Genomic DNA, 25,178 nt, shown 5'->3' on the forward strand with positions numbered 1-25,178 from the left:
CTTTTCGTGCCTCCTTCGTTGGTTTCTGCTCTTCCTCAGTCTTCCGAACGCTGCTTCCAACGCTCGTGAAGTTCTTCAATCATGTCATGTACTTGCGTCTCAAACCAATCGGCGAAATCTCCGCCCACCAACTCGACCGAAAGGCCCTTGGCGGTGCGTTTCACCGTGCCGCCACGCTTGCCACCGATCTTCAACGGGACGCTGGAGGGCCGGGCAGGGGAGGGGGGCTTGGCTGGCTTGACCGCCTTCGTCACGAGCTTGGTCACCGCTTCGAACGCCTGGACGGACGGGTCATCGGCGGGTCTGGCGTTATCCTCAACCGCGGAGCCCTCGGCCCTAACGTGTGCTTCTTTCGCGATCCGGATTAGGTCCTCCCGGTCCAGACCATTCTCGTCGATGGCCCGACCAAGGGATTCCCACCGGGGCCGGCCAATGCCATGCGCGGCACCGATGGCGCGCACCAGATCCGGCCCGACCATGTCCACGATCGCGATCGCCATGGATATGGAAGACTTCGTGACGGTAAGAATTTCTGCAACCTGAGATTGATTTCCAAAGCCGGAAGACACAAGTTCCTGCGCGAACAGGGCCTTTTCAATAAAGGACAAATCACGCCGAGCCATGTTCTCGGAAATCTGGGCACGTAGGGCGCTGTCGTCGTCTAGGTTGGCGACCAGCGCGCGTACCTTGGTGACCTTGTCTGACTGACGGATCGCCTCCAGCCGCCTGCGCCCATAGACTAGGAGGTATCGGTCGGCATCGCCTGGCGCACGGCGCACGAGGATCGGGACGGTCTGACCGTTCGCCTCGATCGCATCGCGCAGGTCAAGCACATCGGCCGGGTCGAGCCTGTCAGCCATGCGCCCGTCCTCGATGCTCGCCGGGTCCAGTTCCCAGACGTGATGGGCATCTACCGCGTCGCGGGCGGAGCGAAGGGCGCGGTTTGAGGTCATCATCGGTGTCACTGCATTAGCCTGCGGGGCAGGGGAGGGCGCCCCGGCTGCCGCGAGACTGTCCAGCATGGACATGCGCTTCTTCTTGCCGCTGGTCATGTGCGCCCCCAGGTTTTCTGGATCAGCTCGGCGATCTCGTCATTCAGCGTGTTCAGGCTCTCGATCGCGCGGTCATAGGTGGAACGGGTGAACGCACTGCGTTCCACTTCGTAGAGCGTCTGCTTGGTCAGGCCAGCATCGGAGATTGCAGTGGACTTCAACATCGGCGAATTCAGAACGGCTTCCCCGTACATCGTTCGCAGGAATGCCACGATCCGGTTCTGCGGCGCGTCCTGCGGCTCGTAGCGGGTCAATACGTAGCGCATCCAGTCATGAGACATGTCGGCGCCGCTTTCCGCGATCACGTCCATAAGGTCGGCGGTCATGCGCAGGAATTGCGACATGGACATCACATCGAGCATTTCGGGGTGAATCGTCACCAATACACCGGTCGCCGCGGAAAGTGCGGACATCGTCAGGAACCCCAGCTGCGGTGGGCAGTCGATGACAACGACGTCGTAGTCCTCATCCACCTGAGCCAGCGCTTCCTTCACGCGGAAGAAGAACAACCCGGCATTGCCCTGCGCCAAGGCACGAGGGGTATCGTGCTCAAACTCCATCAGTTCGAGATTACCGGGGATGAGGTCGAGATTGGGGATATAGGTCTTGCGGATGACTTGCCGGATTGGCTCCGGGTCTTCATAGCGGATCGCATCGTAGAGCGTTCCGCCATCTTCGAGATCCAATTCCGGCTGCACGCCGTGCAGCGCGGTGAAGGAAGCTTGTGGGTCAAGATCAATGCCCAGCACACGATATCCGCGCAGGGCAAGCCGTTGGGCGAGATGGGCAGAGGTTGTTGTTTTTCCGGACCCGCCCTTGAAATTCATCACGCCGATGACCTGAAGATGATCACCTTCTCGTCGTCCGGGAACGTAATCACCTGGCTTGCGAGCGGTTTTTTCAAGGAGCACACGCAGCGCCTGGATATCCTGCGCCGAGTAAAGACGACGGTTGCCGGCGGTCAGCTCGGGAGAAGGCCCTTTGCCATCTAGGTTGAGTTTGCGAAGGTAGGAGTCGTTGACGCCGAGCAGCGCCGCAGCCTCACCAGAGGTGAATTTGCGCATGGTCTTCTCGGCATCGGGTGGAAACAAGCTCTCACGTTGCGAATGCAACTGGTTGGCCAGCCATTCCGAATGCTGGCGGATCACAGCGTTGAGATCCTCATGAACAAAGGTATTATCCATCTGCCCTCTCGCTTCCGAGACATCGCGTCTTTGGCGTGTTCACGGAAATTGACGTTTTTTGCCTCGTTTCCGTGACTATTGGCGCAAGAGTCGGATTCGCGCAAGGTTTTTCCACATCTAGTGGGCGAGCGCAGCTGAAACACAAGTATGTTCGGCCTGTGGCCTTCGCGTACAATGCGGCAACGTACCGGATGAGAATCCGCTGCGGAGCGGCAATCACGTCAACTACTTGCTCATCGCATTGTCATTTTCTAGCAACGCAAGTTGTTCAGCCCGCTCCAGCAGCATCTTCACAGAGGACGGTTGCCATTTGGCCCGTCCACGCGGTGTGCGTTCGCGCATAGCTTCCAGCCGGTCGCAGATCGCCTGTAGCGTGATTTCGGGGTCCGCGCCTTTGATCGCTGCGACGATGGCCGGCAGGCGGTCATCGGTTTCGCGCCGTCCGGCGCGGCCAAGCACCTCGGCAGAAAGGAACCCGTCGCGCACATATGCCTTCACAGCGCGGCGCAGGCGGCTTTGTGTCCAATGGCGATCTGGGGGCAGGGGGCCATTGATGATCCGCAGCAGGTCTTCCCAGGCCATATCCGGCCGCAAGCGGCGCACATGGGGCACCCAATCCTGCGCGGTCTCGTTGAGGCGCTCCATGTAGCCGTCTTGTCGCGCCAGCCGGACCTTGCGCAGCGCGGCGGGGTCTTTGGCGCGAAGACCCGGGTTGCCGCCTACACGCCCTTTGGCGCGTGCCGACGCAAGCCCGGCCTTGGTGCGCTCGCGGATCAGAGCACGTTCGAACTCGGCCGCAGCGCCCAGGACTTGCAGCGTGAACTTGCCTTGCGGGGATGAGGTGTCGATGGGATCCTGCAGGGAGCGGAAGAAGGCACCCTTGGCCTCCAGACGCTCAATCACTTCAAGAAGATGCGACAAGGACCGCGCAAGCCGGTCGATCCGAACGACGACCAGCGTATCGCCGCTCTGGACGCGTTCCAGCACGCGGGCAAGCACCGGACGCGCGCGATTGCCGCCGGAGGCGTGCTCTTCGAAGATTTCGGCGCAACCCGCAGATTGGAGGGCCTCAGACTGGGGCAGGGGGGTCTGATCCTCTGTGGAAACACGGGCGTAGCCTATCAGGGGCATGAAATCGGGCCGTTTGCAATTTGAGATATCGCTACTAAACGACCGTTTGTAAACGAATGCAAGTAAGTGCACTCTCTTCGTGCTGGTCCAAAAACCCTTGGTTTCTTTGCGCTGAGCGCGAACTGAGAGGTTCCGCCGAAAGTTTCTTGGAATGTAGCATTAATCTGGCGTGTCATCAGCGAGATTTCTGGTTTGCGGTCCGCCATGCCGCGCAAATCCCCGTTCAAACATCACCGGTTTCCAAAGGAGATCATTCTATGTGTGGAGCGTTGGTATCTGTGGTATCCTCCGTTTCATCAGGATGTTGGAGATCTGCTGGCCGAGCGCGATGTCGCGGTTGACCGTTCGACGGTGTTTCGGTGGTTGCAGAAATTCGGCCCCGAATTGACCAACCGGACCGAGAACTATCTGCGGCGGGCCAGCATTGATTAGAATGTGGATGAGACTTACGTCCGCGTCAGTGAAAAGTGGCGATACCTTTGTCGCGCCGTTGATGCGAACGGATAGGTGGTCGATTTCCGCCTTACCGCGCGGCGATATACGTAGACAGCAAAAGCCCTCTTAAACAAGGCCATCGCGCGCGTCCGCCTGCATCGCCCCGTGACAATCTGTACCAACAAAACACAGGCCCGCCCGAGTCATCTGCAAGATCGCACACCACTATGATCCCCATCTTAACGGGATCTGCCGCATCGACTGAAAGTGGCGCAACAATCGGATTGAAAGCGATCACGCTACCTTGAAGCGGCTGCTTTGATATCGGCAGAGCTCCCGCTCACTTCGAACGGTCGAAGTGACACTCAGCGGCATTGAAACCATCTGGCCCATCAAACTCGACCACATCCATTTCAAACAATCAGGCGTTCAAGGCGAGATCGCGTTTATCGAAAGTCTGTTCCAAGCCACAGCATGATATCTGGAGACGAAAGCGCCCGCGACTTTTTTCATTCGATAAGCTCAACAGTCCCCATAGGAAGGCGTATGCACGGCACCGAGGTGCCGCCATTTGGCTTCGCCCAAAACAGCTGACGGATTGCAATGACCCAAATGGCTGGACCCTTGTCGTCAACGAACGGTATCACCTGAGACCCTCAGCGTCATAGACACTTAACCCCTTCAAGCTTCATCAAAAGCATCACTGCACGAGCTTGTGATGGAGTTTACCGTGGTTCGGATTGAACAGATCGAAACGACGATGGTCGATATCCCGACAGTGCGCGGGCACGTATTGTCTATGGCGACGATGCGGGTGCAAACGGCTGTTATCGTTACGATCCGGTTCTCTGACGGGTCGGTGGGTTTTGGCGAAGGCACGACGATCGGCGGCCTGACCTACGGGACTGAAAGCCCAGAAAGCATCGTCTCCGCGATCAATACATATCTCGCGCCCGCGATCCTTGGCCGGGACGGCGATGACGTGAACGGTTCCATTCAGTTGATGGACAGAATTGCCCGGGGGAATCGCATCGCCAAGTGCGCGGTCGAGATCGCCCTCTGGGATGGTCTTGGCAAAAGGATGGATGTGTCCGTTGCACAGCTGTTCGGTGGCGCTGTTCATGAGCGTCTTCCAGTCGCGTGGACGCTGGCATCAGGCAATTCTGAAACAGACGTCGCCGAAGCGATTGAGATGATCGAGACCCGCAGGCACAACATCTTCAAGCTCAAGATCGGCAAGCGCAGCGTGAAGGACGATGTGGCACATGTGGCCCGTATCAAGGACGCTGTGGGCGACAAGGCTAGCATTCGAGTTGATGTGAACCAGGCCTGGACCCATACGGAGGCCCGGTGGGGTTTGAAGGGTCTGCAGGAGGTTGGATGCGAACTGGTCGAGCAGCCGATTTCCTGCCGCTATCGTGACGCGATCGCAGAGCTGTGCCGCGACTATGAAATCGCTCTGATGGCAGACGAAAGTTTGAACGGGCCGGAAGATGCGCTGGGTGTCGTGTCGGCAGCCGCGGCGGATGTGTTTGCCGTCAAAGTGGCGCAGTCCGGCGGGCTCAAGCGGGCCTCCGAGGTGATTTCGATCGGTCAGGCCGCGGGCTTGGGCCTTTACGGCGGCACAATGCTTGAGACCGGGCTTGGCACAGCCGCAGCCCTTCAGTTGTTCGCAACCGTGGAGACGCTTCACTGGGGGACCGAATTCTTTGGCCCGCTCCTGCTGACTGAAGAAATCCTCACGGAGCCAATCACATATCAAGACTTCTGCGTCGATGTTCCGCGTGGTCCAGGGATAGGCGCTGAACTGGACGCGGACAAACTCAAATTCTATCGCCGCGAAAGCGGTCTAACCATCAAAGCTGTCGCCGGTGAATGACGTGCACGGTTTGGGCTACGCCCAGCCGTGCCCTGGCACCGGAGAATGAAACAAAGAGGAGGAACTACAATGTTCACGCAAAGCAACCTCGACGAACTCGAAAGCCGTTTGGACGGCATCGTTCAGGACGAACCGGAGAAAGGCATCTTCCGCGCCCGTCGGGACATGTTCACCGACGAGGAACTGTTCGAGCTTGAAATGAAACACATCTTCGAAGGCAACTGGATGTACATGGCCCACGAGAGCCAGATCCCGGAGCCCGGCGATTACTTCACCCTGTTCATGGGCCGCACACCTGTCGTAATCACTCGCGACAAGGACGGTGAGTTGCATGCGCTCGTAAATGCTTGCTCGCATCGCGGCGCGATGTTGTGCCGCTTCAAGCGTCGCAATCAGAAGACCTTCACTTGTCCATTCCACGGTTGGACATTCTCCAATACAGGTAAGCTGTTGAAGGTGAAGGACGCCAAGGGCGCGGGGTATCCGGAAGAGTTTAACAAGGACGGCAGTCACGATTTGACCCGTGTTGCCCGTTTCGAAAGCTACCGGGGGTTCCTGTTCGGGTCACTTAACGCCGACGTGCAGTCCCTTGAGGACTACCTTGGTGAGGCCAAGCATCTGATCGACATGATCGTCGACCAGGCCGATGACGGGATCGAGGTCCTGCGCGGCGCATCGACCTACACGTTCGACGGCAACTGGAAGCTGCAGGCCGAGAACGGGGCCGACGGCTATCACGTCTCGTCGGTGCACTGGAATTATGTCGCCACGGTTAAGAACCGGACCGAGGACGGCAAGGAAGACAAAGTAAAGGCGACAGACGCGTCCAAATGGGCCAAGCAGCGTGGCGGCTTCCATTCCTACGAAAACGGGCACCTCTTGCTCTGGACCGAATGGGCCGACCCAACCAACCGGCCCAACTACGATCGCCACGAAGAGTGGACGGACCGTTTCGGCAAGACGAAAGCCGATTGGATGGTGGGCGTGCTGCGCAACCTCTGCCTTTATCCGAACGTGTTCCTCATGGACCAGTTCAGCTCTCAGATTCGCGTGTTCCGGCCGATCAGCCCCGACAAGACAGAGGTCACGATCTACTGTTTTGCGCCGAAGGGCGAAAGCCAGGAAGCCCGGTCGCACCGCATTCGTCAGTATGAAGACTTTTTCAATGCCTCTGGGATGGCGACACCTGATGACACGGAAGAATTCCGGGCAACGCAGCGCGGCTATGCCGGTGCCAGCCATGCGAAATGGAACGACCTGACCCGTGGTGCCACCCACTGGATCGAAGGTCCGGACGATGATGCCAAGGCGCTCGGTATAAATCCGATCATGACCGGTGCCCGCACCGAGGACGAAGGCCTGTTCGTCATCCAGCACCGGCAGTGGACCGAACGGATGGCAGAGGCCATCGCCAAGGAACGCGAGACTGCGGACGACACGCAAATCGCAGCCGAATAAGGAGGAGGAAAGGATGAGTATCGCAACGCTTGAACGCGTCAATCAGGACGCTTCCATGAGCTTCGAGGAAATTGAGGCCTTTCTCTTCGCCGAGGCACGTGCTCTGGACGACCGCGAATGGGACACCTGGTTGGGGTTCTACCACAAGGATTGTCCGTTCTGGATGCCCGCGTGGGACGACTACGACGAGCTGACCCAGGATCCCCATAACGAGATCTCGTTGATGTACTACCCTGATCGGGCCGGCATTGAGGATCGCGTGTTCCGGATCAAGACGGATCGGTCGTCGGCGACGTCGCTGCCCGAGCCTAGGACATCGCACAACATCTCTAACATTGAGGTGCTCAGCTCAGAAGGATCCCAGATCAAGCTTCGCTTTAACTGGCTGACTATGACCTATCGGTACGGCAACACCGATCAGCACTGGGGCACGTCGTTCTACACAATCGACACCAGTGGTTCGAAGCCGTTGATCGCCGACAAGAAGGTGATCCTGAAGAATGACCGGATCCACCATGTGATCGACGTCTACCACGTTTGATGACCGCGACGCCACTTATCACACTTGTTGCGCATCCCGCCACGGGGTGTGCAGGGCCGGGAGGATTAAATGACCACATACAGTATCGCTCTGAACTTTGAAGACGGTGTGACCCGAGTCATCGATTGCGATGACGACGAAAAGGTCACGGATGCCGCCTTCCGGCAGAAAATCAATCTGCCGATGGACTGTCGTGACGGTGTCTGCGGCACCTGCAAGTGTTTCGCAGAAAAAGGCGAATACGAGCTTGAGTTTTACATGGACGAGTCGATGTCGGACGAGGAGGCGGAAGAGGGGTATGTCCTCACCTGTCAAATGGTCCCGGAGAGTGACTGTGTCCTAAGGGTTCCGGCGTCCTCGGCTGTCTGCAAGACCGCGCCCGAATCTATTGATGCTGAGGTGGCGAAGGTCGAAAGGCTGTCCGAGACCTCGTTCGGACTGAATGTGAAACTGTCAAAGCCGTTGGCGTTTCTGCCGGGGCAATATGTAAATCTCTCGGTGCCGGGAACCGACAAACACCGGTCATATTCATTTTCATCTGCTGCGGGGTCGGGCGAGGCATCGTTCCTTATTCGTAACCTGCCCGGTGGTGTGATGAGCACCTATCTTGGTGAGCGAGCAAAGTCAGGGGATGCCGTAACTGTCACAGGGCCCATGGGCGCGTTTTACCTGCGGCCGATCGAGCGTCCGCAGCTGTGGCTGGCTGGCGGAACGGGGCTGGCCCCGTTCCTGTCGATGCTCGAACAAGTGGCCGAACAGGGCACGGATCAGCAGATCATCCTCTACTACGCCGTCACACGTGCTGCTGACCTAGTGGAACTCGATCGGGTGAGTGCACTCGCTGAGAAGATCGGTTCGGTGAGCGTCATCACGATCCTGGCTGCCGAAGAGGACGAGCACGAGCGCAAGGGCTTCGTGACGGACCACCTGAAGGCAGAGGACCTGCAGGGTGGGGAGTGCGATGTTTACCTATGCGGTCCGCCACCCATGGTAGATGCCGTGCGAGACCACTTTGGCACCCTCGGTGTGGAGCCACAGAACTTTTACTACGAGAAGTTCAATCCTACCGAGGCTGAGCGTGAGGCAGCATGACCGCACGCTTTTCAGATAAGGTTTTCGTTGTGACGGGCGCTGCGCAAGGCATTGGGCGTCGCGTGGCGGAAAGGGCCGCTGCAGAAGGCGCGCTGGTCCTAATCGTCGACCGATCTGCGGCCCGCAAGGAGGTTGCCGAGGCGATCATTGCCGCCGGTGGCCGCGCGATTGCTTTCAGCGCCAATCTGGAGACATGGTCCGGCTGCGATAAGGCCATGCAGAAGGCAATCGACCTTTGGGGGAGAATTGACGTGCTGGTCAACAATGTCGGCGGCACGATCTGGGCCAAGCCATTCGAGCATTATGAGCCGAAGCAGATCGACGCCGAGGTGCGCCGCTCCTTGTTTCCGACGCTCTATTGCTGCCGCGCTGCAATCGAACGCATGCTTCCCGTTGGTAAGGGCGTGATTGTGAATGTTTCGTCGATTGCCACAAGGGGCCTGAACCGTGTTCCTTACGCGGCGGCGAAGGGCGGGGTGAACGCGATCACCGCAAGTCTTGCCTGGGAAGTGGCAGATCGCGGCGTTCGCGTAGTGGCCACAGCGCCCGGCGGGACCGACGCACCGCCGCGCACCGTGCCGCGCAATCCAAACGCCGCAGAAGAACAGCGCGAGGACTGGTATCAGACAATCGTCGATCAGACGATCCAGTCCTCTTTCATGAAACGCTACGGAACGCTCGATGAACAGGCAGGTCCCATCCTGTTCCTGGCGTCGGACGACGCTTCCTACATCACAGGCGTCACAGTGCCGGTGGGAGGGGGAGATTTGGGCTGATGCGGTCTGCATCAGCCCGTTAAACACGAGGAGGAGATCCCAATGAAGAAGACAATGACGGCAGCTCTGACAGGGCTTTCAACCATACTTTCTGCACAAGCAGCGATTGCACAGGATGTTGATGTTGGCGTTCTGCTACCGTTCTCTGGCGTATACGCCGCGCTTGGCAACGAAATCGAGGCAGGCTTCAACCTTGGCCTCGAAACCTTCGGCAGCGATCTTGATGTCGAGATCATCCTGCACCGTGAAGATACCGAGGTGACACCCGCCGTTGGCTTGCAGCGCGCGCGCAAGCTCATTCTGCAGGACGATGTGGATGTCATCGTAGGTGTCGTGTCGTCAGGTGTGCTTGGCGCGGTACGCGATATCGTCGATGGGGCAGGTGTGCCGCTGGTTGTTGCAAATGCCGGCAACGATGCGGCCACCGGCGCCGATTGCAGCCCTTACATAACCCGGGTCTCGTTTTCGAACGGACAGGTCAATCGTCCGATGGGAACATGGATGGCCGAACAGGGGATTGAATCGGTCTACACGCTCGCGCCCGATTACGCGGCCGGTCGGCAAATGATCGAGGCGTTCTCGGCGGCATATACAGAGGCCGGTGGGACCATTGTCGGCAGCGACTATTCGCCGTTCCAGCAGACGCAGGACTTTGGTCCATATATTGCCCAAGCGCAGGCCTCAGGTGCTGACGCACTTTACGTCTTCTATGCCGGCGGCGAAGCAATCTCCTTCGTCAATCAGTATGCCAGCTTCGGCGCTGCAGACGATCTACCGCTTTACGGCTCCGGTTTCCTGACGTCGCAGCTTTATGTCAACGCACAGGGCGAATCTGCCGACGGTATCGTCACAGCACTGCACTACGTGCCGACGATCGACAGCGCGGAAAATGCCGCGTTCGTTTCTGCCTTCCAGGCGGCGAACGATCGCATTCCGTCCGAATTCGCAGTTCAGGGCTATGACGCTGCACGTGCCATCGTCGAAGCCATCCGAAGTGGTGCCACCGATCGTGAGGCGCTGGCAGAAGCTCTGCGTCAGGTCAGCTTTGACGGGCCGCGCGGGGGGCTTTCGATCGACCCGGCTACGAACAACCTCGTTCAGCCGATCTATGTCTATGAGACGGTCACCGGCGAGGACGGCAGTATGACGCAGACCGTGATTGCGGCTCTGCCTGCAGAGGCGGATTCGGCCAACGGTTGCGAGATGCCGGCGCCTGCGTCGAACTGATGATGTGACAGGATGGGCCGTCCGCTGCCGGGCGGCCCATTCCACATAAGCACGCAAACTCTTCAACTGAGGACATGTTCATGACCATCGATCTAGGCTTCTGGATCTTGCAAACGCTCAATGCGCTGCAATTGTCTATGCTTCTGTTTCTGCTGTCGATCGGCCTGACTGTCATCTTTGGGTTGATGCACTTCGTTAACCTTGCGCATGGTGCGCTCTACGCGCTCGGCGCCTACATCGCCGCGTCGGTTGCCTCGGTGGCCGGGTTCTGGGCCGCGATCATCGCTGCCCCGATTGGTGTCGCGCTGGTGGGTATTGTCCTTTACGGGGGTCTCATCCAACGGATGCGTAAATCCGGGCCTATGGCGCAGGTGCTGGTGACGTTCGGGCTCATCTTCGTGATGCTCGACCTGACCAAGATCATCTGGGGGGATCTGGCGCTTGCCATGGGGACCCCGGAACTCCTGTCGGGCCGCCTTGAGTTCATGGGCGTCGTCTATCCCAGCTACCGGTTGTTCATCATCGTGCTGGGCGCGGTTATCTTTGTGGCGCTGGCGCTGACGCTGGCCAAGACACAAGTGGGTGCCATGATCCGCGCCGGCGTCGACAATGACGCCATGGCCGCCTGTATGGGCATCAACGTCGAACGCCTGTTCTTCATCGTATTTTGCGTCGGGTGCGCCCTTGCCGGGCTTGCGGGGGCGGTCGCAGCACCGCTCCTGAGCGTAACACCCGGTATGGGGCTTCAGATCCTCATCCCGACCCTCATCGTCATCGTGATCGGAGGCCTGGGGTCGCTCAAGGGCGCCGTCGCCGGATCACTGATTTACGGCTTCGTCCAGACGTTCGGAGCCGTCCTCGCTCCTCAACTTGCCTCGGTCCTGATCTACGCGCTGCTTGCAGCGGTCCTGGTGATCAAGCCTGTCGGGCTCTTTCCTGCAAAGGGTTAATGCCATGTTTCGCCATACACCCCTTCGCTATGCCGTGCTCGTCCTGTTGACTGTGGCGGCATTGCTGCAAGCGTTCACAGCCGGATATTTCGGTCTGGAGATCCTGATCGAAATTCTCATCCTCTGCATGCTGGTGCTTGCGCTCGATCTTGTCGCGGGCTTTGGCGGCATGGTTTCGCTTTGTCATGGCGCATTGATGGGGGTTGGTGCCTATGCCTTTGTGGCCCTCAACGTCATCGTCGGCCTTGATCCTTGGCTCTCGGCGCTGGCCGCGGTGGCGATCACGGCCGGAACTGCCTGGGTGGTCGGGGCGATTTGTGCCCGCAGCCACGGCATCTATTTCATCATGGCCACGCTGGCCTTCGGTCAGATGGCGTATTCCTACATATTCGAATCACCCATCTTCGGAGGTGATGACGGCATCGGTGGCATTGACCGTTTCGACCTGAGCGGCATCGGGCTCGACCTGAATGACAGCCGGACCTTCGCGCTGTTTTGCCTTGGAGTGTTGATCGTGCTTTACCTGTTCACCGCGGGGATCTTGAAATCTGGCCTTGGCCGGTCGCTGATTGGCGTTATGCACAACGAACAGCGGATGAAAGCGCTTGGCCTAAACACCTGGCGTGTGAAGGCGCATGTCTTCGGCCTGTCGGGGATCGTGGCCGGGGTTGCCGGGGTACTCGGGGCGCAGCACATCCTCTTCATCTCGCCCAACCTCCTGAATTGGACGGTCTCGGGTGAGGCGCTCGTCGTCGTCATTCTTGGCGGGTTGGGAACGTTGGTCGGCCCGCTGGTCGGCGCGGCGTTCTTCGTCTTTATGAAGCACGAAGTCGGCGAGATCACCAACTACTGGCATATCGTCGTCGGGATCGTTCTGATCGGTGTCGTCATGAGCCGTGCAAATGGTGTGTTCGGCTGGTTGGAAAACCGGTTTGGCAACCGGATCGATCGGGCCTGGGCCAATACAACCCGCAAAAACGAAGCCGAGGAGGCACGTAGCGATGCTTGAGACACGGAACCTCGACAAGAGTTTCGGCGCAGTTCACGTCACGCGGGACGTCTCGCTGAAGCTAGAGCGCGGCGAACGCCGGGTTATCCTTGGACCCAACGGGGCCGGCAAGACGACGCTCTTCAACCAGCTGGTCGGAGAACTGACGCCGGACAGCGGGTCGGTGCACCTGGCCGGTGAAGATGTCACATCGCTTCCGGTTGCCAGACGCGCCCGCCGTGGCTTGTCGCGAAGCTACCAGAAAAACACCCTGTTCGACGGCCTTACTGTCGAAGAGAACTTGGGGCTTGCGGCGGCTGTACACACCGGCAACGGCACAAAGTTGTGGACAGACAGCATGTCGCGCTCCGAGGTTCGCGAAATTGTGGAAGATGTGGCAAACCAGGTGGAACTTGTTCCTTACCTGCATGCCAAAGTGTCCGAGGTCAGCTATGGCGTTCGTCGCCAGCTTGAAGTCGGTGTTGCGTTAGCAACGCGACCGCATGTCCTTTTGATGGATGAGCCGACGAGTGGTGTGGGCCCGGAAATGTCAAAGGGCTTCCACAGGTTGTTGCAGAACCTGCCACGAGACCTGACCATGCTGATCATCGAGCATGACATGGACCTGGCTTTCGACGTGGCTGACACGATCACCGTGCTGAATTACGGAGAGGTTGTTTATGACGGCGATCCTCAGGAGGCACGGGGCTCATCGCTTCTGAAAGAAATCTATCTTGGGAGCTGGGAAGATGCTTGAGGTCAGCGCAATCGAGTCCGGTTACGGTGAAACACAAGTGCTGTATGGCATGAACCTGACCGCACAAAAGGGGCGGATCCTAGCGGTTCTAGGGCGCAACGGCGCGGGGAAATCGACCACGCTGAAGACCATCATGGGCCTTCTGCCGCTTCGTGCGGGGACGATCTCATTCGATGGTGCGCCCATCGCAACGCGTCCGTTCGATGTTGCAAAAGCCGGAATTGCCTATGTGCCGGAGACGCGGGATATTTTTCCGTCCCTGACAGTCCGTGAGAACCTTGAAATTGCGTCAAAGCGTTTCGCTGGCGATGGCGGGGACGCGAATTGGACGCTTGAGGGCGTGCTGGACCTGTTTCCACGCCTTGGCGAACGTCTGGAAAATGGCGGCGCAGAGCTGTCCGGGGGTGAGCAGCAGATGTTGGCGATTGCGCGCGCTCTGCTGATGAATCCCCGGCTTCTGCTGCTTGACGAGCCGACGGAGGGTCTTGCACCGATCATCGTGAAGCTGATCCACGACAAGCTTCAGGACCTTAAGAAATCGGGTTTGTCGATGGTGCTGGTCGAGCAGAATTTCGGCTTTGCCACGTCGCTTGCCGATGATGTCGCCATTGTCAGCAAGGGGCAGGTCGTCTGGACTGGTTCAGCGGACGAGATCAGGGCTGCGGAAGACCTCCAGCACCAATGGCTTGGCGTTTAATCGCAAAGACAATGCCCTCAGGGCCGTTTGTCGGCCTAGGGGCGGCAGCCTGGCCGGTGCTGGGTCAAAGAATGCGCCGGGCGACTTTCTGAGCGAGTGTGACGAAGCTGCGCACATGAACGCTCTGGTCGTCAAGCCGGTAGTTTACCGAGAGCGAGGTCCGGGCGATTTCCGGCTCAATGTTCAGGAACTTCGTGCCTTTTCTTGGCGCTGAAGACACCGATTCTGGAACGATGCACACGCCCTCGCCGATCGCCACAAGACTCATCGCTGTCTGCAGGTCCATGCACCAGAGGCGCAAGGGGACGTCGAAGCCAGCCGCTTCACATGCATTGAGCACAAGATCGGCATAGCTTGGCCGTGGTCGCTCCGGATAGAGAACGAGGTGATGGGTCTCTAGCCGTTCGAGTTTCGCGTTTGTCCGCGAACCGCTGTCGAGTGTATCGGGAAGGGCGAGAACAAGTTTTTCCTCATGCAGTTCCTTTGTCAGAAATTCGGGATCTTTGAGGGCCGGCCGCGCGAAGGCGACATCAATTTCCCTCGAAACCAGAGCCCGGTGGAGCTGGGCATTGTTCATCGGCAACAGCGAGAGGTTAACATCTGGATATGTCGCACGATAGGATTTGACGATGTTGGGCAAGATTCCGAATGTCGCCGATCCGACAAAGCCAATCCGTAGACGTCCCTCGGCCCCTTGTCCGAGCCGCCGGATTTCAAGGCGTGTATCTTCGATCTGGGTCAGGATAGAGCGCCCGCGTTCCAACAACCGTTCACCAGCCTGCGTCAGGGTGGTGGCGCTCCTGCCTCTGTTAAAAAGCACCGCGCCGAGTTCCTGTTCAAGCTGCTTGATATGCCTACTTAGTGGAGGTTGCGCCATGTCCAGCCGCTCAGCCGCTCGACCGAAGTGCAATTCTTCGGCGACGGCAATGAAATATGTCAGTTGTTTCGTGTTCATCGATGCTTCCTGGGTCAGGATATACCCGCGGGCGGAAAAGAAAAAAGCCCCCGTTATCCGCGGGGGCCTTTTGACCTCTGCAACCAGAGGTAGGGATCGGGGAGGACGATCCTTATTCTGCCGCAATCGCATCATTCGCGGACGCGGTTTTGAGCACGAAGTCGAACTCAAAATGCAGATCCGTGCCCATCTCTTTCGTGGCAGGCTTGAATTTGCCGATGAGGCTTTCCTTCACAGCGAAGACGCTGTCGTTCTCAAGCCATTCGCTATCTGCATCGTAGATCTGGCTGATGAGCGGGCGGTATCCGTCCTTCGAAATGATGAAATGCATGTGGCCGGGCCGGTTCGGGTGGTGGCCCATGAAGTGAAGCAGTTCGCCTGCGGTTTCATCCTCTGGGATCGGGTAGGGGACCGGACGAACGGCGACGAAAGCGTAATGCCCGTTTTCGTCCGTCTCAAAGCGACCACGTAGGTTGTACTCGGGCTGGTTGGGGTCGAGGTTCTCGTAAACGCCGTTGGGGGCGTCTTCCCAGACATCCATCGTGACGCCAGCAATACCGTTGCCCTCTTCATCGCGGATGTAGCCTTCGAAATAGGCGGTTTCTTCGTTGTCGAAATGTTTCTGGATTGTAGACCCGCCCTTGGGCAGGACCGGCGGGTTCTCACGGTAGAAGGGGCCGAGAACCGTCGACTCGCTTTCGCCGCCTTCGATCGGGTTTGTCATCATGTCGACCAGGACTTCGACGCCCAGAATATCAGCCAGCAGAATGAATTCCTGACGGTTGTCATTGCTGAGCTTGCCTGCCCGAGCGAGGTAGTCGCATGCCGCAAGAAACTCATCGTGCTGCAATTTCACGTCCTTCACGAAGCCATGCAGATGCTTGATCAGCGACGTCATGATCTGCCGCTGACGGTCAGTCACTTCGCCGTGCTGCCCGAGGCTTTCGACGACAACGTCTGTGATATTTTCCTCATTTACGATGCCCATTGGCTCTTACCTCCTCCTGAGCGATATTGTGCAATTCTCTGAGGCCATGACGTCTGGCGACAATTCGACGACCTATCTATTTCTATCGATCTACTGAAAAGTCTGTGGACCCAATGCCCAAATAGGTATCGGATGATACCAAGTCTCAAGGTTGGAGCGTATCATGCTGAAGCGCGCAGATATGTGCTCTGCTTGATATCACCTCATACTGAGGCTGGCATAGCTAAGGCCCCGCAGAAAATGGCACCAAAGAAGGCATAGCGTGTACTTTGGGGGCTGCCATGATCGATATCTTCAACCAGATACAAGACCAGCTGAATCGCGCACCGCATCTCCAGCGGCTTGGACGACTGTTCTCTGAGACGATTCTGATCGAGGTCGGGACCGATGAATTCTACCTCACCTTCGAGAAGGGGCGCTTGACGTCCATCCAGCAAGGGCCGAGCCGAAAGACGCCGTGGCGCTTTGCGTTGCGGACAGACGCCGAGGCTCTTGCAAATTTCTGGATGCCGCGCCCGGCACCCGGCTTTCACGACGTTTTCGGGCTCGTGAAGATTGGCCGTGCGCGGATTGATGGGGACATTCTGGCGCTAGTGAAAAACCTGCGGTTTTTCAAGGAAGTCATGGCATTGCCGCGGACAAAAGAGGAGGTCGCAGCATGAGCATCGAACCCATCACAGGACGATATCTGAACACGATTGTCGGCGAGCAGGCCTACCGCATCTACTTTGAAGAGGCGGGGCAGGGTCGTCCTGTCCTATGTCTGCATACCGCTGGCGCAGATACTCGGCAGTGGCGGCACCTGATGCACGACGCCGAGATCACGGCCGCAAACAAGCTAATTGCATTTGATATGCCCTGGCATGGCAAGTCGCTCCCCCCCGAAGGATTCGAAACCGAAGAGTACTTGCTGACCACCGAGGCGTATATTGAGACCGTGCTCGCCGTGGTCGAGGGGCTTGGCCTTGATCGTCCGGTGCTGGCTGGCTGTTCCATGGGCGGCCGGATCGCACTCCAGCTTGCGGCGCTGCACCCGGACACATTCTCGGGGTTCATCGCGATTGAGGCGTCGGACTTCCAGCCGGCGTGGTATGATATCGACTGGTTCCATCGCCCCGATGCCCATGGCGGTGAGATGGGCGCGGCGCTGGTCTCGGCCAATATTTCGCCCTTTGCGCCCGACGCAGAGCGCTGGAACACCTTGTGGATGTTCATGCAGAGCGGACCGGGCGTGTTCCGGGGGGATCTGAGCTTTTACACCAAAGATGACAGTTTGATCGCGCGGCTGGGCGACATCGACACGAACCGAACACCAGTCCATATTATCGTTGGGGCGTATGACCTGACATGCACGCCGGAAGATGCGAAGCGCACAGCGGATGCGATCCCGGGCGCGACGCTCGCGGTGATGGACGAGTTGGGACATTTCCCGATGAGCGAGCACCCCGACGGCTTCCGTCCCTTTTTTGCCGAGGGTCTTGACCGGATGCCAGCGAAATCCGCTGCGGCGGCATGAGGTGGCGCAGATGAACAGCCCTTGTATCATCTGTGTGGCGATCACCGGCAGCTTGCCGACCAAGGCAAACAATCCGGCCGTGCCGATCAGCATCTCCGAGCAGGTGGAATCGACCCACGAGGCGTTTGAGGCTGGTGCCACGATTGTCCATGCCCATGTCCGCAACGAGGACGAGACCCCTTCATCTGATCCGGAGAAGTTTGCACTCCTGAAAGACGGGATCGAGCAGCATTGCCCAGGTATGATCGTCCAGTTCTCGACCGGCGGGAGGTCCGGGGCCGGTCATGCACGCGGCGGGATGCTGCCTCTGCGGCCCGACATGGCGTCGCTCAGCGTGGGGTCAAACAATTTCCCGACGCGCGTCTATGAGAACCCACCAGATCTGGTTGATTGGCTGGCGTCCGAAATGCGCGCGCATGACGTCAAACCCGAGATTGAGGCCTTCGACCTGAGCCATATCCTCAAGGCAAAAGACATGGCTGATCGCGGTCAGCTGAGTGGCACGCCGTACATCCAGTTTGTCATGGGGGTTAAGAATGCAATGCCTGCGGATCGAAACGTCTTCGACTATTACATCCAAACTGTCCGACGTCTGTTTGGTGACGACGCGCCCTGGTGTGCTGCGGGGATCGGGGCAAATCAGGCAGTGCTAAACGAATGGGCGATTTCGTCTGGCGGACACGCCCGAACGGGCCTTGAAGACAACGTGCGCCTCGACCGGGATAGGCTCGCGCCATCAAATGCCGCCCTCGTGCGGCGCGCGGCAGACATCTGCGAGCGTCACGATAGACCGGTGGCGACATGGCAAGAGGCCCGTCAGATCCTGGGTCTAAGGACTCCCAACCTCAATGACATCGAACGAGTGGCATGAAGAAGATTTATCCCGACGCCAAGGCCGCACTGGACGGGCTTTTGCGCGACGACATGTTGATTGCAGCAGGCGGGTTTGGCCTGTGTGGTATCCCGGAACTTTTGATCGACGCCATCGTCGAAAGCGGCGTCAAGGGCCTTACCTTCGCGTCGAACAATGCCGGTGTGGATCATTTCGGTCTCGGGAAACTGCTCGACACCCATCAGATCAAGAAGATGATGAGCTCTTACGTCGGTGAGAATGACGAATTCATGCGTCAATACCTCAGCGGTGAGCTTGAGATCGAGTTCAACCCCCAAGGCACGCTGGCCGAACGGATGCGGGCCGGTGGCGCTGGCATCCCCGGTTTCTACACCAAGACAGGCGTCGGCACCGTGATCGCCGAGGGCAAAGAAGAAAAGCAGTTCCCGACCGGCCCGAACGGCAAGATGGAAGCCTACATCATGGAAGAAGGCATCTTCGCCGATCTTTCCATCGTGAAGGCCTGGAAAGCGGATGAAACCGGCAACGCCATCTTCCGCAAGACCGCCCGCAACTTCAATCCGCCCGCCGCCATGTGTGGCAAGGTCTGCGTGCTTGAGGTCGAAGAGATCGTGCCGACCGGGTCAATCGACCCCGACCTGATCCACCTGCCGGGCATCTATGTCCATCGTCTGATCCAGGGCGAACACGAAAAACGCATCGAACAGCGGACCGTCCGCACGACGGAGGGCGCGTAATATGCCTTGGGATCGTAATCAAATGGCCGCCCGCGCGGCGGAAGAACTTGAAGACGGGATGTATGTGAACCTTGGCATCGGTATTCCGACGCTCGTCGCGAACTATGTCGGTGACAAGGATATCACCCTGCAATCGGAAAACGGCATGCTCGGCATGGGCCCGTTCCCGTTCGAAGGCGAGGAGGACCCGGATCTGATCAACGCGGGCAAGCAGACAATCACGGAACTGCGCCGCACGGCCTATTTCGACAGCGCCCAAAGCTTCGGGATGATCCGCGGCGGTAAGATCGCAGCGGCGATCCTTGGTGCGATGGAAGTGGCAGAAAACGGCGATCTGGCAAACTGGATGATCCCCGGCAAGCTGGTCAAAGGCATGGGCGGGGCAATGGACCTCGTGGCCGGTGTCGGTCGCGTGATCGTGGTGATGGATCACACCAATAAGCATGGCGACAGCAAGCTGCTGAGAGCCTGCACCCTGCCGCTCACAGGCAAGGGCGTGGTGGATAGGATCATCACCAATCTCGGTGTGCTCGACGTGGTCGAAGCTGGCCTCAAGATTGTCGAGATAGCCGAAGGTGTGACTGAAGACGACATCAAGACCGCCACGGAGGCTACCATTGTCAACTGACGGGCTGCGTTGCTCGCGAGGAGGAACGGAATGGCGAATGCGAGATTGGAAGCGACCAACTTGCTGAGCGATTCCTCCATCTCTGCCGCAGGTGCGGGTCTGCTTGCTGTTTTCGTATCCTATGCTGGACCGCTGTTGATCTACCTCAGCGCCGCCGAAGCCATGGGCGCGTCGACGGCCGCCTTTGGGAGTTGGGTTTTTGCGATTTCCATGTCGGCGGGTCTCACCAGCATCGGTCTAAGCATCTGGTTCCGGGTTCCGGTTGCTATGGCATGGTCCGCCCCCGGGACGGTGCTGCTCATCGCGCTCGGCGCCAGCATTTCGATGCAGGAGGTTGTCGGCGCTTATCTAATCGTCGCTGCCGCCCTCATCGTCATTGGCCTGTCCGGTGTCTTTCAGCGACTGGTCCAGATGCTGCCCTCTGCAATCACCAATGGCATGATGGCCGGCATCCTTTTTGGGTTCGGGATGAAGGCCGCGTCGGGGCTGGCGACCGAGCCCTTCATTGTCGCGCTGTTGATTGCAGCCTTCGCGATCTGCACAGTGCTGGTGCCGCGCTATGCTGTGGTCATCCTGTTGGGGCTGGCATTCGTTCTGGTCGCGCTTTCCCAGAACACGGCGCTTTCGTCCCTTGATCTGGCACTTGCCGATCCCCTACTTGTCCGGCCTGAATTTTCCATGGAAGCGACGCTGGGCCTTGCGCTTCCGCTCCTGATCACGACGCTCAGTGGTCAGTATCTTCCCGGCATGTCCATCCTGAGCGCCAATGGCTATACGATGTCGGCCAATCCAGTTCTGATTGTCGGCGGATTAGCGTCGGCCGCGTCGGCCCTTTTCGGCGGGATCACCACGGCGCTTGCCTCGATCACCGCAAGTTTCTGCGCCGGTTCGAACAGTCACCCGGACCCCGACCGCCGATATGTCGCGGGTGTGGCTTGCGGCGTTGTGTTCTGCATTGGCGGGCTCTTCTCGGGCACGATCGTGAACGCGCTCGTTCTTTTGCCGTCGGCTGTCATCGCGCTGCTTGCCGGTCTGGCTCTTCTGCAACCGATCTTGAAATTCACCACCGACATGCTGGCATCAGAGGGGGCGCAATCGGGCTTGCTCACATTCCTGATCACCGCATCCGGTTTGTCCCTGTTAGGGATCGGGGCCGCGTTCTGGGGTGTGGTCATCGGTGTCGGTTTCTATTTGCTCACGGGTCTCACACAAAAACTGTTGCACGACCGTTCCGAAGGGGCCGGACGTTGAAGATTTCTGCAAAACCAATCGGGAGGAAGATCATGAGAATACTGACTTTTGTCGCGGCGATGTCCGCCGGGCTTTGGGCGGTGGGCGCGCAAGCCCAAATGGCCTGCGAGGACCTGGCCGATCTTGCAACTGGCGACGTCACCTTCACGGCAGCCACGATTTCAGACGGAACAGTGACGCCGCCGGGCGGTGATGCAATCACCGGACTGCCGCCCATGTGCCGCGTTTCGATGGCGGTTCCAGAGGCCATTAATATTGAGCTGTGGTTGCCGCTTGAAGGCTGGAACGGGCGTTTCCGGGGCGTGGGCGGCGGCGGCTATTCTGGCGCGCCAAGCTGGGGCGCGCTGGCGGCGGTGGTTCGTGATGGCTATGCCGTCGCATCGACCGATACCGGACATATGGGCCACGGTGGCGATGGGTCGTTCGCCTTCACAGACGACGGCACGCTCGACTGGTCCTTGATTGAGGATTTCGCTTCACGATCCCTGTTCGAGACTTCTCGGCTGGGCCAAGAGGTCACCGAAGCCTTCTACGGGCGAGCTCCGGATTACACCTATTGGTCAGGATGTTCGACCGGGGGACGGCAGGGCCTGATCCAGGTTCAGCGCACCCCGTATGCCTATGACGGTGTATTGTCGGGGGCACCGGCCATTCATTGGAACCAATTCATCGCCGCAGAGCTTTGGCCACAGATCGTGATGCGCGAAGATGCCGGCGGCCCGCTTCCCGCCTGCAAGTTCGATTTGGCGAATGCCGCAGCAGTTGCTGCATGCGATGAACTGGACGGGGCGGTCGACGGGCTCTTGCAGGACCCGCGCGAATGCGGATTTGATCCGGCCTCACTCGTCTGCGCCGAAGGGGCAGAGCCGGATTGTGGCTGCCTGACCGAGGGGGAGGCAAGCGCGATTTCACGGATTTGGGCCGGTGCGGAAGGCACTGATGGTCGGGTCATCTGGCCCGGTCTGACGCCGGGGACATCGCATGCTGTTCTGGCGAATGAAGGGCCTTTCCCAATTGCGGTGTCACAATTTCAATGGGTTCAGGCCGACCCGCAAGCGGACTGGACAACGCTGACTTCGGAAAGCTTCGAAGCGTATTTTCAGAGAAGCTACGCCATGTTCAATGACATGATCGGCACCACTGATCCCGACATTTCGGAGTTTGCGGATGCCGGTGGCCATCTGATCCTGTGGCATGGCTGGACAGACCAGTTCATCTTCCCCGAGGCGACGATCAACTATTATGATCAGGTCGTTGGGGCCCTCGGGGACACCGCTGATGAAACAGTCCGCCTTTACATGGTGCCGGGCGTTGATCATTGCCGTGGCGGTGTCGGACCAAGTGGGTTTGGGCACCGTGACGATGATGCGTCGGGAAGTGTCGCGTTGCAGCAGGACGCGCAGCACGACATCTTCGAAGCGCTTGTCGCCTGGGTGGAGCGAAACGAGGAACCAGGAACCCTCACCGGTGTGCGTTGGACCGAGAACGATCCGACCCGGGGGGTGGCGCTGACGCACCCGATCTGCGTCTGGCCTCAGCAGGCCGTCTACGACGGCAATGGTGCAATAAATGAAGCGTCCAGCTACATGTGTGACGTGGTGGATTGAACGCGATAAGCTTGATGGGTGGCCTGAGGTCTCTGGCCCCCATCGCCGCCATTGACACTTTCCTTCCGGCTTTCTGTGGTGCGCAGCGTTTTGTCCTGTGCTTTGGCTAGCCAGGAGGTGTTGACGAGCAAGTGATATGCAATGGTGATATCGCAGGTTTTTAACATAAACTTCATTATGCGTCTTTATACTTAGTGTTGCGATAGTATATTATCGTATGTATGCTGGACTCCTCTCACGGAGGTTCCGCAGCATGCGCCATCTAATCAAGAAGCTCCTCCCCTCGATCGCAGTCGCTTTGACCGTGACAGGTCTTTCGCTGCCGGCTCCCGCCCGCGCGCAGACATACCCGATCGATTGCGCGATCCTCTTGTGTCTGTCTGGCGGCTGGCCCGCTTCCGTCCCTTGCGCCCGAGCCCGCGCCGAATTTATCCGGCGGATTACGCCCTGGCCGGTGGAACCGCCGCTGCAAATCTGGCGCTGTCCCATGGGCGCCTCCTACAAGAACGATCGGTTACAAAACAACGCTGGCCGCATCCTTGAAGCCTTGTACCAGGCGGACAGCCGTCGACCGCTTCAATCCTTGCCAGTAGATAATCTCGTTCCCACCGACCTCGCCCTGCGGCTCGTTCAGGATCGCGCGGACATCGATATCAGCGGGCCAGAGTTCAATTTCGTGCGGTCCATCCGCGTCTTCGATGTACGGTATGCACGACAGCACGAGTCCGGTCGTGACGGTGACTGCAATCGCAGCGCGACTGTGGTCCTCGGCACTTACGGGACCCAAGGCGATTTCTCTTGGCAGAGGTCTTCCGTTACTGCCCTTCCTTCGGCTCACGTAGGCCTTGAACGATGGGGCGAGCATTGCCCGGGTATCTATCACCGATCTGTCTTCGTCGATTGGCGTGACTATGAGGGCAACTACGGCTTCGAACAGGTGAACTACTAGCTTTGACAAAGACAACGGTGCCATCAAACTGCAGAAATTTGAGCGAGCTGAGTTGCTCAAATATCGGCCCTTCGCTGCTGTCGATGCCAAAGTCCGGAGAGCGGGACAAACCGGACTTATGCACATGCGGCTATTGCTGACGCAGCATATGTTCGCATGTGCGGCATGAAAGTTGTCGAGAAGCAGCGCCGTCACGGGAGCGGTCATTCGAAAACGGTGTCCCGTGCAGCAAAGATAAAAGTTCCGCTGTGTCTTCGGTTCTTTGCAGAAAGCTGCCAGATGAAGCCATTAATTGCTGTACCGAAAAACGCGCCAGTCACGCGAGGCACCGCCAGGTGATACTATTTGTACCGAGAAAGAAGATAGGCCTGACCCGTGTCGAGGTTTCGCCCAGCTTTGGAAGTAGGTCTTCGCAACATACCGCAGCACCTCAGGATTTCGATTATTGATCAAAAATCAATTTTGTAAGTATACTGTGGTGTGAACGGACGCGGCACATAGGCCTGTCTGCGGGCGAGGAGGCCGAATGTTGATCGAAGAAACCACGACACACCGGACGCTAAGCCAATGAAGCAAAAGAGGATTGCGATCATTGGCTGTGGTTTGATTGGACAGGCATGGGCAACTGTGTTTGTGCGCTCTGGTCACCATGTGACTCTCTACGACAAGCAAGACGGCGCGGCCCAACAGGCGGTCGTGCAAATTCGAGAGCGGCTCGTTGAGTTGCACGAACACGGCCTCATCAATTCAAGTGCTTTGCAGCGTGGCCATGACCTGTTGACGGTCGCGTCAACTCTCAAGTCATCGGTTTCAGATGCTGATTACGTCCAGGAGAATGGACCGGAAGACGCGCGTATCAAATCAGAACTGACACGCGACATTGACCGGTGGTCACCTCCTGGTACGCCTATCGGAAGTTCGACTTCGGGCATTCCAGCTTCTGTTTATGCGGAAAAGATCGATGGGCGGAGCCGATGCCTTGTTGTGCACCCGATCAATCCACCGCATCTCATCCCGGTGGTGGAAATCGTACCGGCAACTTGGACCTCACGGAGCGTTGTGGACGAAGTCAAAGGTCTTCTGGACAGTGTCGGGCAGGTCCCCATCATTCTGAAGAAAGAGATAGACGGCTTTGTCGTGAACCGCCTTCAGGGCGCCTTGCTTCGCGAGGCCTTTCAACTTCTGGATCAGGGCGTCGCGTCCCGAGAAGCCATAGATAAAGCGATAAGCGATGGGCTGGGGATACGGTGGTCACTGATGGGTCCTTTCGAGACCATCCATTTGAATGCGCCGGGCGGCGTCGCCGATTATGTTCACCGGTTTGGCAAGATGTATTCGGAGATGTTCGAGCACACGAAAGAGCCGTCTGATTGGCGCGCTGTCGTGAATGCGGGCCTTGAGGCGGAGCTCATCGAGCAGCAGCCTCTCGCCGAAATAGGCAATGCGCAACGCGCCAGAGACGTCGCGCTCATGCAGCTTCTTACGGCACGCTTGCAAGGAAAGCTTGAAAACACGACGGACATTTGA

26 protein-coding genes are annotated in these 25,178 nt (G+C 58.5%); 21 read left to right on the forward strand and 5 right to left on the reverse strand.

What is annotated here, in order from left to right:
* Nucleotides 1-35 precede the first annotated feature (35 nt).
* The 3 genes from repB to ACERHN_RS20410 all read right to left on the reverse strand — a co-directional run bounded on the left by repB (nucleotide 36) and on the right by ACERHN_RS20410 (nucleotide 3,367).
* Nucleotides 36-1,052 (reverse strand): plasmid partitioning protein RepB, encoded by a 1,017-nt coding sequence (gene repB, locus ACERHN_RS20400; protein ID WP_415922843.1) that lies wholly within the window; start codon nucleotides 1,050-1,052, stop codon nucleotides 36-38.
* Nucleotides 1,049-2,236, reverse strand: coding sequence for a plasmid partitioning protein RepA (repA, locus tag ACERHN_RS20405; RefSeq protein ID WP_415922844.1), 1,188 nt, complete (start codon nucleotides 2,234-2,236; stop codon nucleotides 1,049-1,051). Before repA ends, repB begins: the two co-directional genes overlap by 4 nt.
* A 225-nt stretch (nucleotides 2,237-2,461) precedes the next feature.
* Nucleotides 2,462-3,367, reverse strand: a complete 906-nt coding sequence (locus ACERHN_RS20410) for a recombinase family protein (RefSeq protein ID WP_415922876.1) — start codon at nucleotides 3,365-3,367, stop codon at nucleotides 2,462-2,464.
* 204 nt (nucleotides 3,368-3,571) lie between these two features.
* On the opposite strand from ACERHN_RS20410, the gene ACERHN_RS20415 reads away from it, so the two are divergent.
* The 12 genes from ACERHN_RS20415 (at nucleotide 3,572) to ACERHN_RS20470 (ending at nucleotide 14,167) form a co-directional block, all read left to right on the forward strand.
* Nucleotides 3,572-3,799 carry a hypothetical protein gene (locus tag ACERHN_RS20415; protein WP_415922845.1) on the forward strand — a complete coding sequence of 76 codons (228 nt, stop codon included), beginning with the start codon at nucleotides 3,572-3,574 and terminating at the stop codon, nucleotides 3,797-3,799.
* Between the two features lie 3 nt (nucleotides 3,800-3,802).
* Nucleotides 3,803-3,874: a DDE-type integrase/transposase/recombinase gene (locus ACERHN_RS20420; RefSeq protein ID WP_415922877.1), complete on the forward strand. Its 72-nt coding sequence runs from the start codon at nucleotides 3,803-3,805 to the stop codon at nucleotides 3,872-3,874.
* A 646-nt stretch (nucleotides 3,875-4,520) separates the two neighbouring features.
* Entirely contained in the window at nucleotides 4,521-5,681 is a 1,161-nt protein-coding gene (locus ACERHN_RS20425; RefSeq protein ID WP_415922846.1) for a muconate cycloisomerase family protein, read from the forward strand.
* Nucleotides 5,682-5,750: 69 nt separating this feature from the next.
* The gene (benA, locus tag ACERHN_RS20430) at nucleotides 5,751-7,139 is read left to right on the forward strand and encodes a benzoate 1,2-dioxygenase large subunit (RefSeq protein WP_415922847.1); all 1,389 of its coding nucleotides are present in this window, start codon (nucleotides 5,751-5,753) and stop codon (nucleotides 7,137-7,139) included.
* A 13-nt stretch (nucleotides 7,140-7,152) separates the two neighbouring features.
* Nucleotides 7,153-7,680 carry a benzoate 1,2-dioxygenase small subunit gene (benB, locus tag ACERHN_RS20435; RefSeq protein WP_415922848.1) on the forward strand — a complete coding sequence of 176 codons (528 nt, stop codon included), beginning with the start codon at nucleotides 7,153-7,155 and terminating at the stop codon, nucleotides 7,678-7,680.
* A gap of 69 nt (nucleotides 7,681-7,749) precedes the next feature.
* A complete protein-coding gene (gene benC / locus ACERHN_RS20440; RefSeq protein WP_415922849.1) occupies nucleotides 7,750-8,772 on the forward strand; it encodes a benzoate 1,2-dioxygenase electron transfer component BenC in 1,023 nt (340 codons plus the stop codon).
* Complete coding sequence (gene benD / locus ACERHN_RS20445; RefSeq protein ID WP_415922850.1) at nucleotides 8,769-9,548, forward strand: benzoate diol dehydrogenase BenD; 780 nt, start codon at nucleotides 8,769-8,771, stop codon at nucleotides 9,546-9,548. Before benC ends, benD begins: the two co-directional genes overlap by 4 nt.
* Before the next feature lie 42 nt (nucleotides 9,549-9,590).
* The gene (locus ACERHN_RS20450) at nucleotides 9,591-10,775 is read left to right on the forward strand and encodes an ABC transporter substrate-binding protein (protein WP_415922851.1); all 1,185 of its coding nucleotides are present in this window, start codon (nucleotides 9,591-9,593) and stop codon (nucleotides 10,773-10,775) included.
* 80 nt (nucleotides 10,776-10,855) lie between these two features.
* A complete protein-coding gene (locus ACERHN_RS20455; RefSeq protein ID WP_415922852.1) occupies nucleotides 10,856-11,725 on the forward strand; it encodes a branched-chain amino acid ABC transporter permease in 870 nt (289 codons plus the stop codon).
* A gap of 4 nt (nucleotides 11,726-11,729) precedes the next feature.
* Nucleotides 11,730-12,734, forward strand: a complete 1,005-nt coding sequence (locus tag ACERHN_RS20460; protein ID WP_415922853.1) for a branched-chain amino acid ABC transporter permease — start codon at nucleotides 11,730-11,732, stop codon at nucleotides 12,732-12,734.
* Nucleotides 12,727-13,470, forward strand: coding sequence for an ABC transporter ATP-binding protein (locus ACERHN_RS20465; protein ID WP_415922854.1), 744 nt, complete (start codon nucleotides 12,727-12,729; stop codon nucleotides 13,468-13,470). The genes ACERHN_RS20460 and ACERHN_RS20465 overlap by 8 nt, the downstream gene beginning before the upstream one ends.
* Nucleotides 13,463-14,167 carry an ABC transporter ATP-binding protein gene (locus ACERHN_RS20470; RefSeq protein WP_415922855.1) on the forward strand — a complete coding sequence of 235 codons (705 nt, stop codon included), beginning with the start codon at nucleotides 13,463-13,465 and terminating at the stop codon, nucleotides 14,165-14,167. Before ACERHN_RS20465 ends, ACERHN_RS20470 begins: the two co-directional genes overlap by 8 nt.
* 64 nt (nucleotides 14,168-14,231) lie before the next feature.
* Here the strand turns inward: ACERHN_RS20470 and ACERHN_RS20475 are convergent, their stop codons facing one another.
* Both ACERHN_RS20475 and ACERHN_RS20480 read right to left on the reverse strand, forming a co-directional pair.
* Nucleotides 14,232-15,122, reverse strand: a complete 891-nt coding sequence (locus ACERHN_RS20475) for a LysR family transcriptional regulator (RefSeq protein WP_415922856.1) — start codon at nucleotides 15,120-15,122, stop codon at nucleotides 14,232-14,234.
* Nucleotides 15,123-15,234: 112 nt separating this feature from the next.
* Nucleotides 15,235-16,110 (reverse strand): dioxygenase, encoded by an 876-nt coding sequence (locus ACERHN_RS20480; RefSeq protein ID WP_415922857.1) that lies wholly within the window; start codon nucleotides 16,108-16,110, stop codon nucleotides 15,235-15,237.
* 281 nt (nucleotides 16,111-16,391) lie between these two features.
* Here ACERHN_RS20480 and ACERHN_RS20485 point away from each other — a divergent pair, with 281 nt between their 5' ends.
* The 9 genes from ACERHN_RS20485 (at nucleotide 16,392) to ACERHN_RS20525 (ending at nucleotide 25,178) form a co-directional block, all read left to right on the forward strand.
* A complete protein-coding gene (locus tag ACERHN_RS20485; protein WP_415922858.1) occupies nucleotides 16,392-16,772 on the forward strand; it encodes a hypothetical protein in 381 nt (126 codons plus the stop codon).
* Nucleotides 16,769-17,626, forward strand: coding sequence for an alpha/beta fold hydrolase (locus ACERHN_RS20490; protein ID WP_415922859.1), 858 nt, complete (start codon nucleotides 16,769-16,771; stop codon nucleotides 17,624-17,626). Before ACERHN_RS20485 ends, ACERHN_RS20490 begins: the two co-directional genes overlap by 4 nt.
* Nucleotides 17,627-17,636: 10 nt before the next feature.
* On the forward strand, nucleotides 17,637-18,497 hold the full coding sequence (locus ACERHN_RS20495; protein ID WP_415922860.1) for a 3-keto-5-aminohexanoate cleavage protein: 861 nt from the start codon (nucleotides 17,637-17,639) through the stop codon (nucleotides 18,495-18,497).
* Nucleotides 18,494-19,216 carry a CoA transferase subunit A gene (locus tag ACERHN_RS20500; protein WP_415922861.1) on the forward strand — a complete coding sequence of 241 codons (723 nt, stop codon included), beginning with the start codon at nucleotides 18,494-18,496 and terminating at the stop codon, nucleotides 19,214-19,216. Before ACERHN_RS20495 ends, ACERHN_RS20500 begins: the two co-directional genes overlap by 4 nt.
* A 1-nt stretch (nucleotide 19,217) precedes the next feature.
* Entirely contained in the window at nucleotides 19,218-19,844 is a 627-nt protein-coding gene (locus ACERHN_RS20505) for a 3-oxoacid CoA-transferase subunit B (protein WP_415922862.1), read from the forward strand.
* Between the two features lie 30 nt (nucleotides 19,845-19,874).
* Nucleotides 19,875-21,095 carry a benzoate/H(+) symporter BenE family transporter gene (locus tag ACERHN_RS20510; RefSeq protein WP_415922863.1) on the forward strand — a complete coding sequence of 407 codons (1,221 nt, stop codon included), beginning with the start codon at nucleotides 19,875-19,877 and terminating at the stop codon, nucleotides 21,093-21,095.
* Between the two features lie 32 nt (nucleotides 21,096-21,127).
* Entirely contained in the window at nucleotides 21,128-22,702 is a 1,575-nt protein-coding gene (locus tag ACERHN_RS20515) for a tannase/feruloyl esterase family alpha/beta hydrolase (RefSeq protein WP_415922864.1), read from the forward strand.
* Nucleotides 22,703-22,955: 253 nt separating this feature from the next.
* Nucleotides 22,956-23,651 carry a hypothetical protein gene (locus tag ACERHN_RS20520; RefSeq protein WP_415922865.1) on the forward strand — a complete coding sequence of 232 codons (696 nt, stop codon included), beginning with the start codon at nucleotides 22,956-22,958 and terminating at the stop codon, nucleotides 23,649-23,651.
* Between the two features lie 567 nt (nucleotides 23,652-24,218).
* On the forward strand, nucleotides 24,219-25,178 hold the full coding sequence (locus tag ACERHN_RS20525; protein WP_415922866.1) for a 3-hydroxyacyl-CoA dehydrogenase: 960 nt from the start codon (nucleotides 24,219-24,221) through the stop codon (nucleotides 25,176-25,178).

The sequence above is a fragment of the Tateyamaria rhodophyticola genome, assembly GCF_047777875.1.
Lineage (GTDB): Bacteria > Pseudomonadota > Alphaproteobacteria > Rhodobacterales > Rhodobacteraceae > Tateyamaria.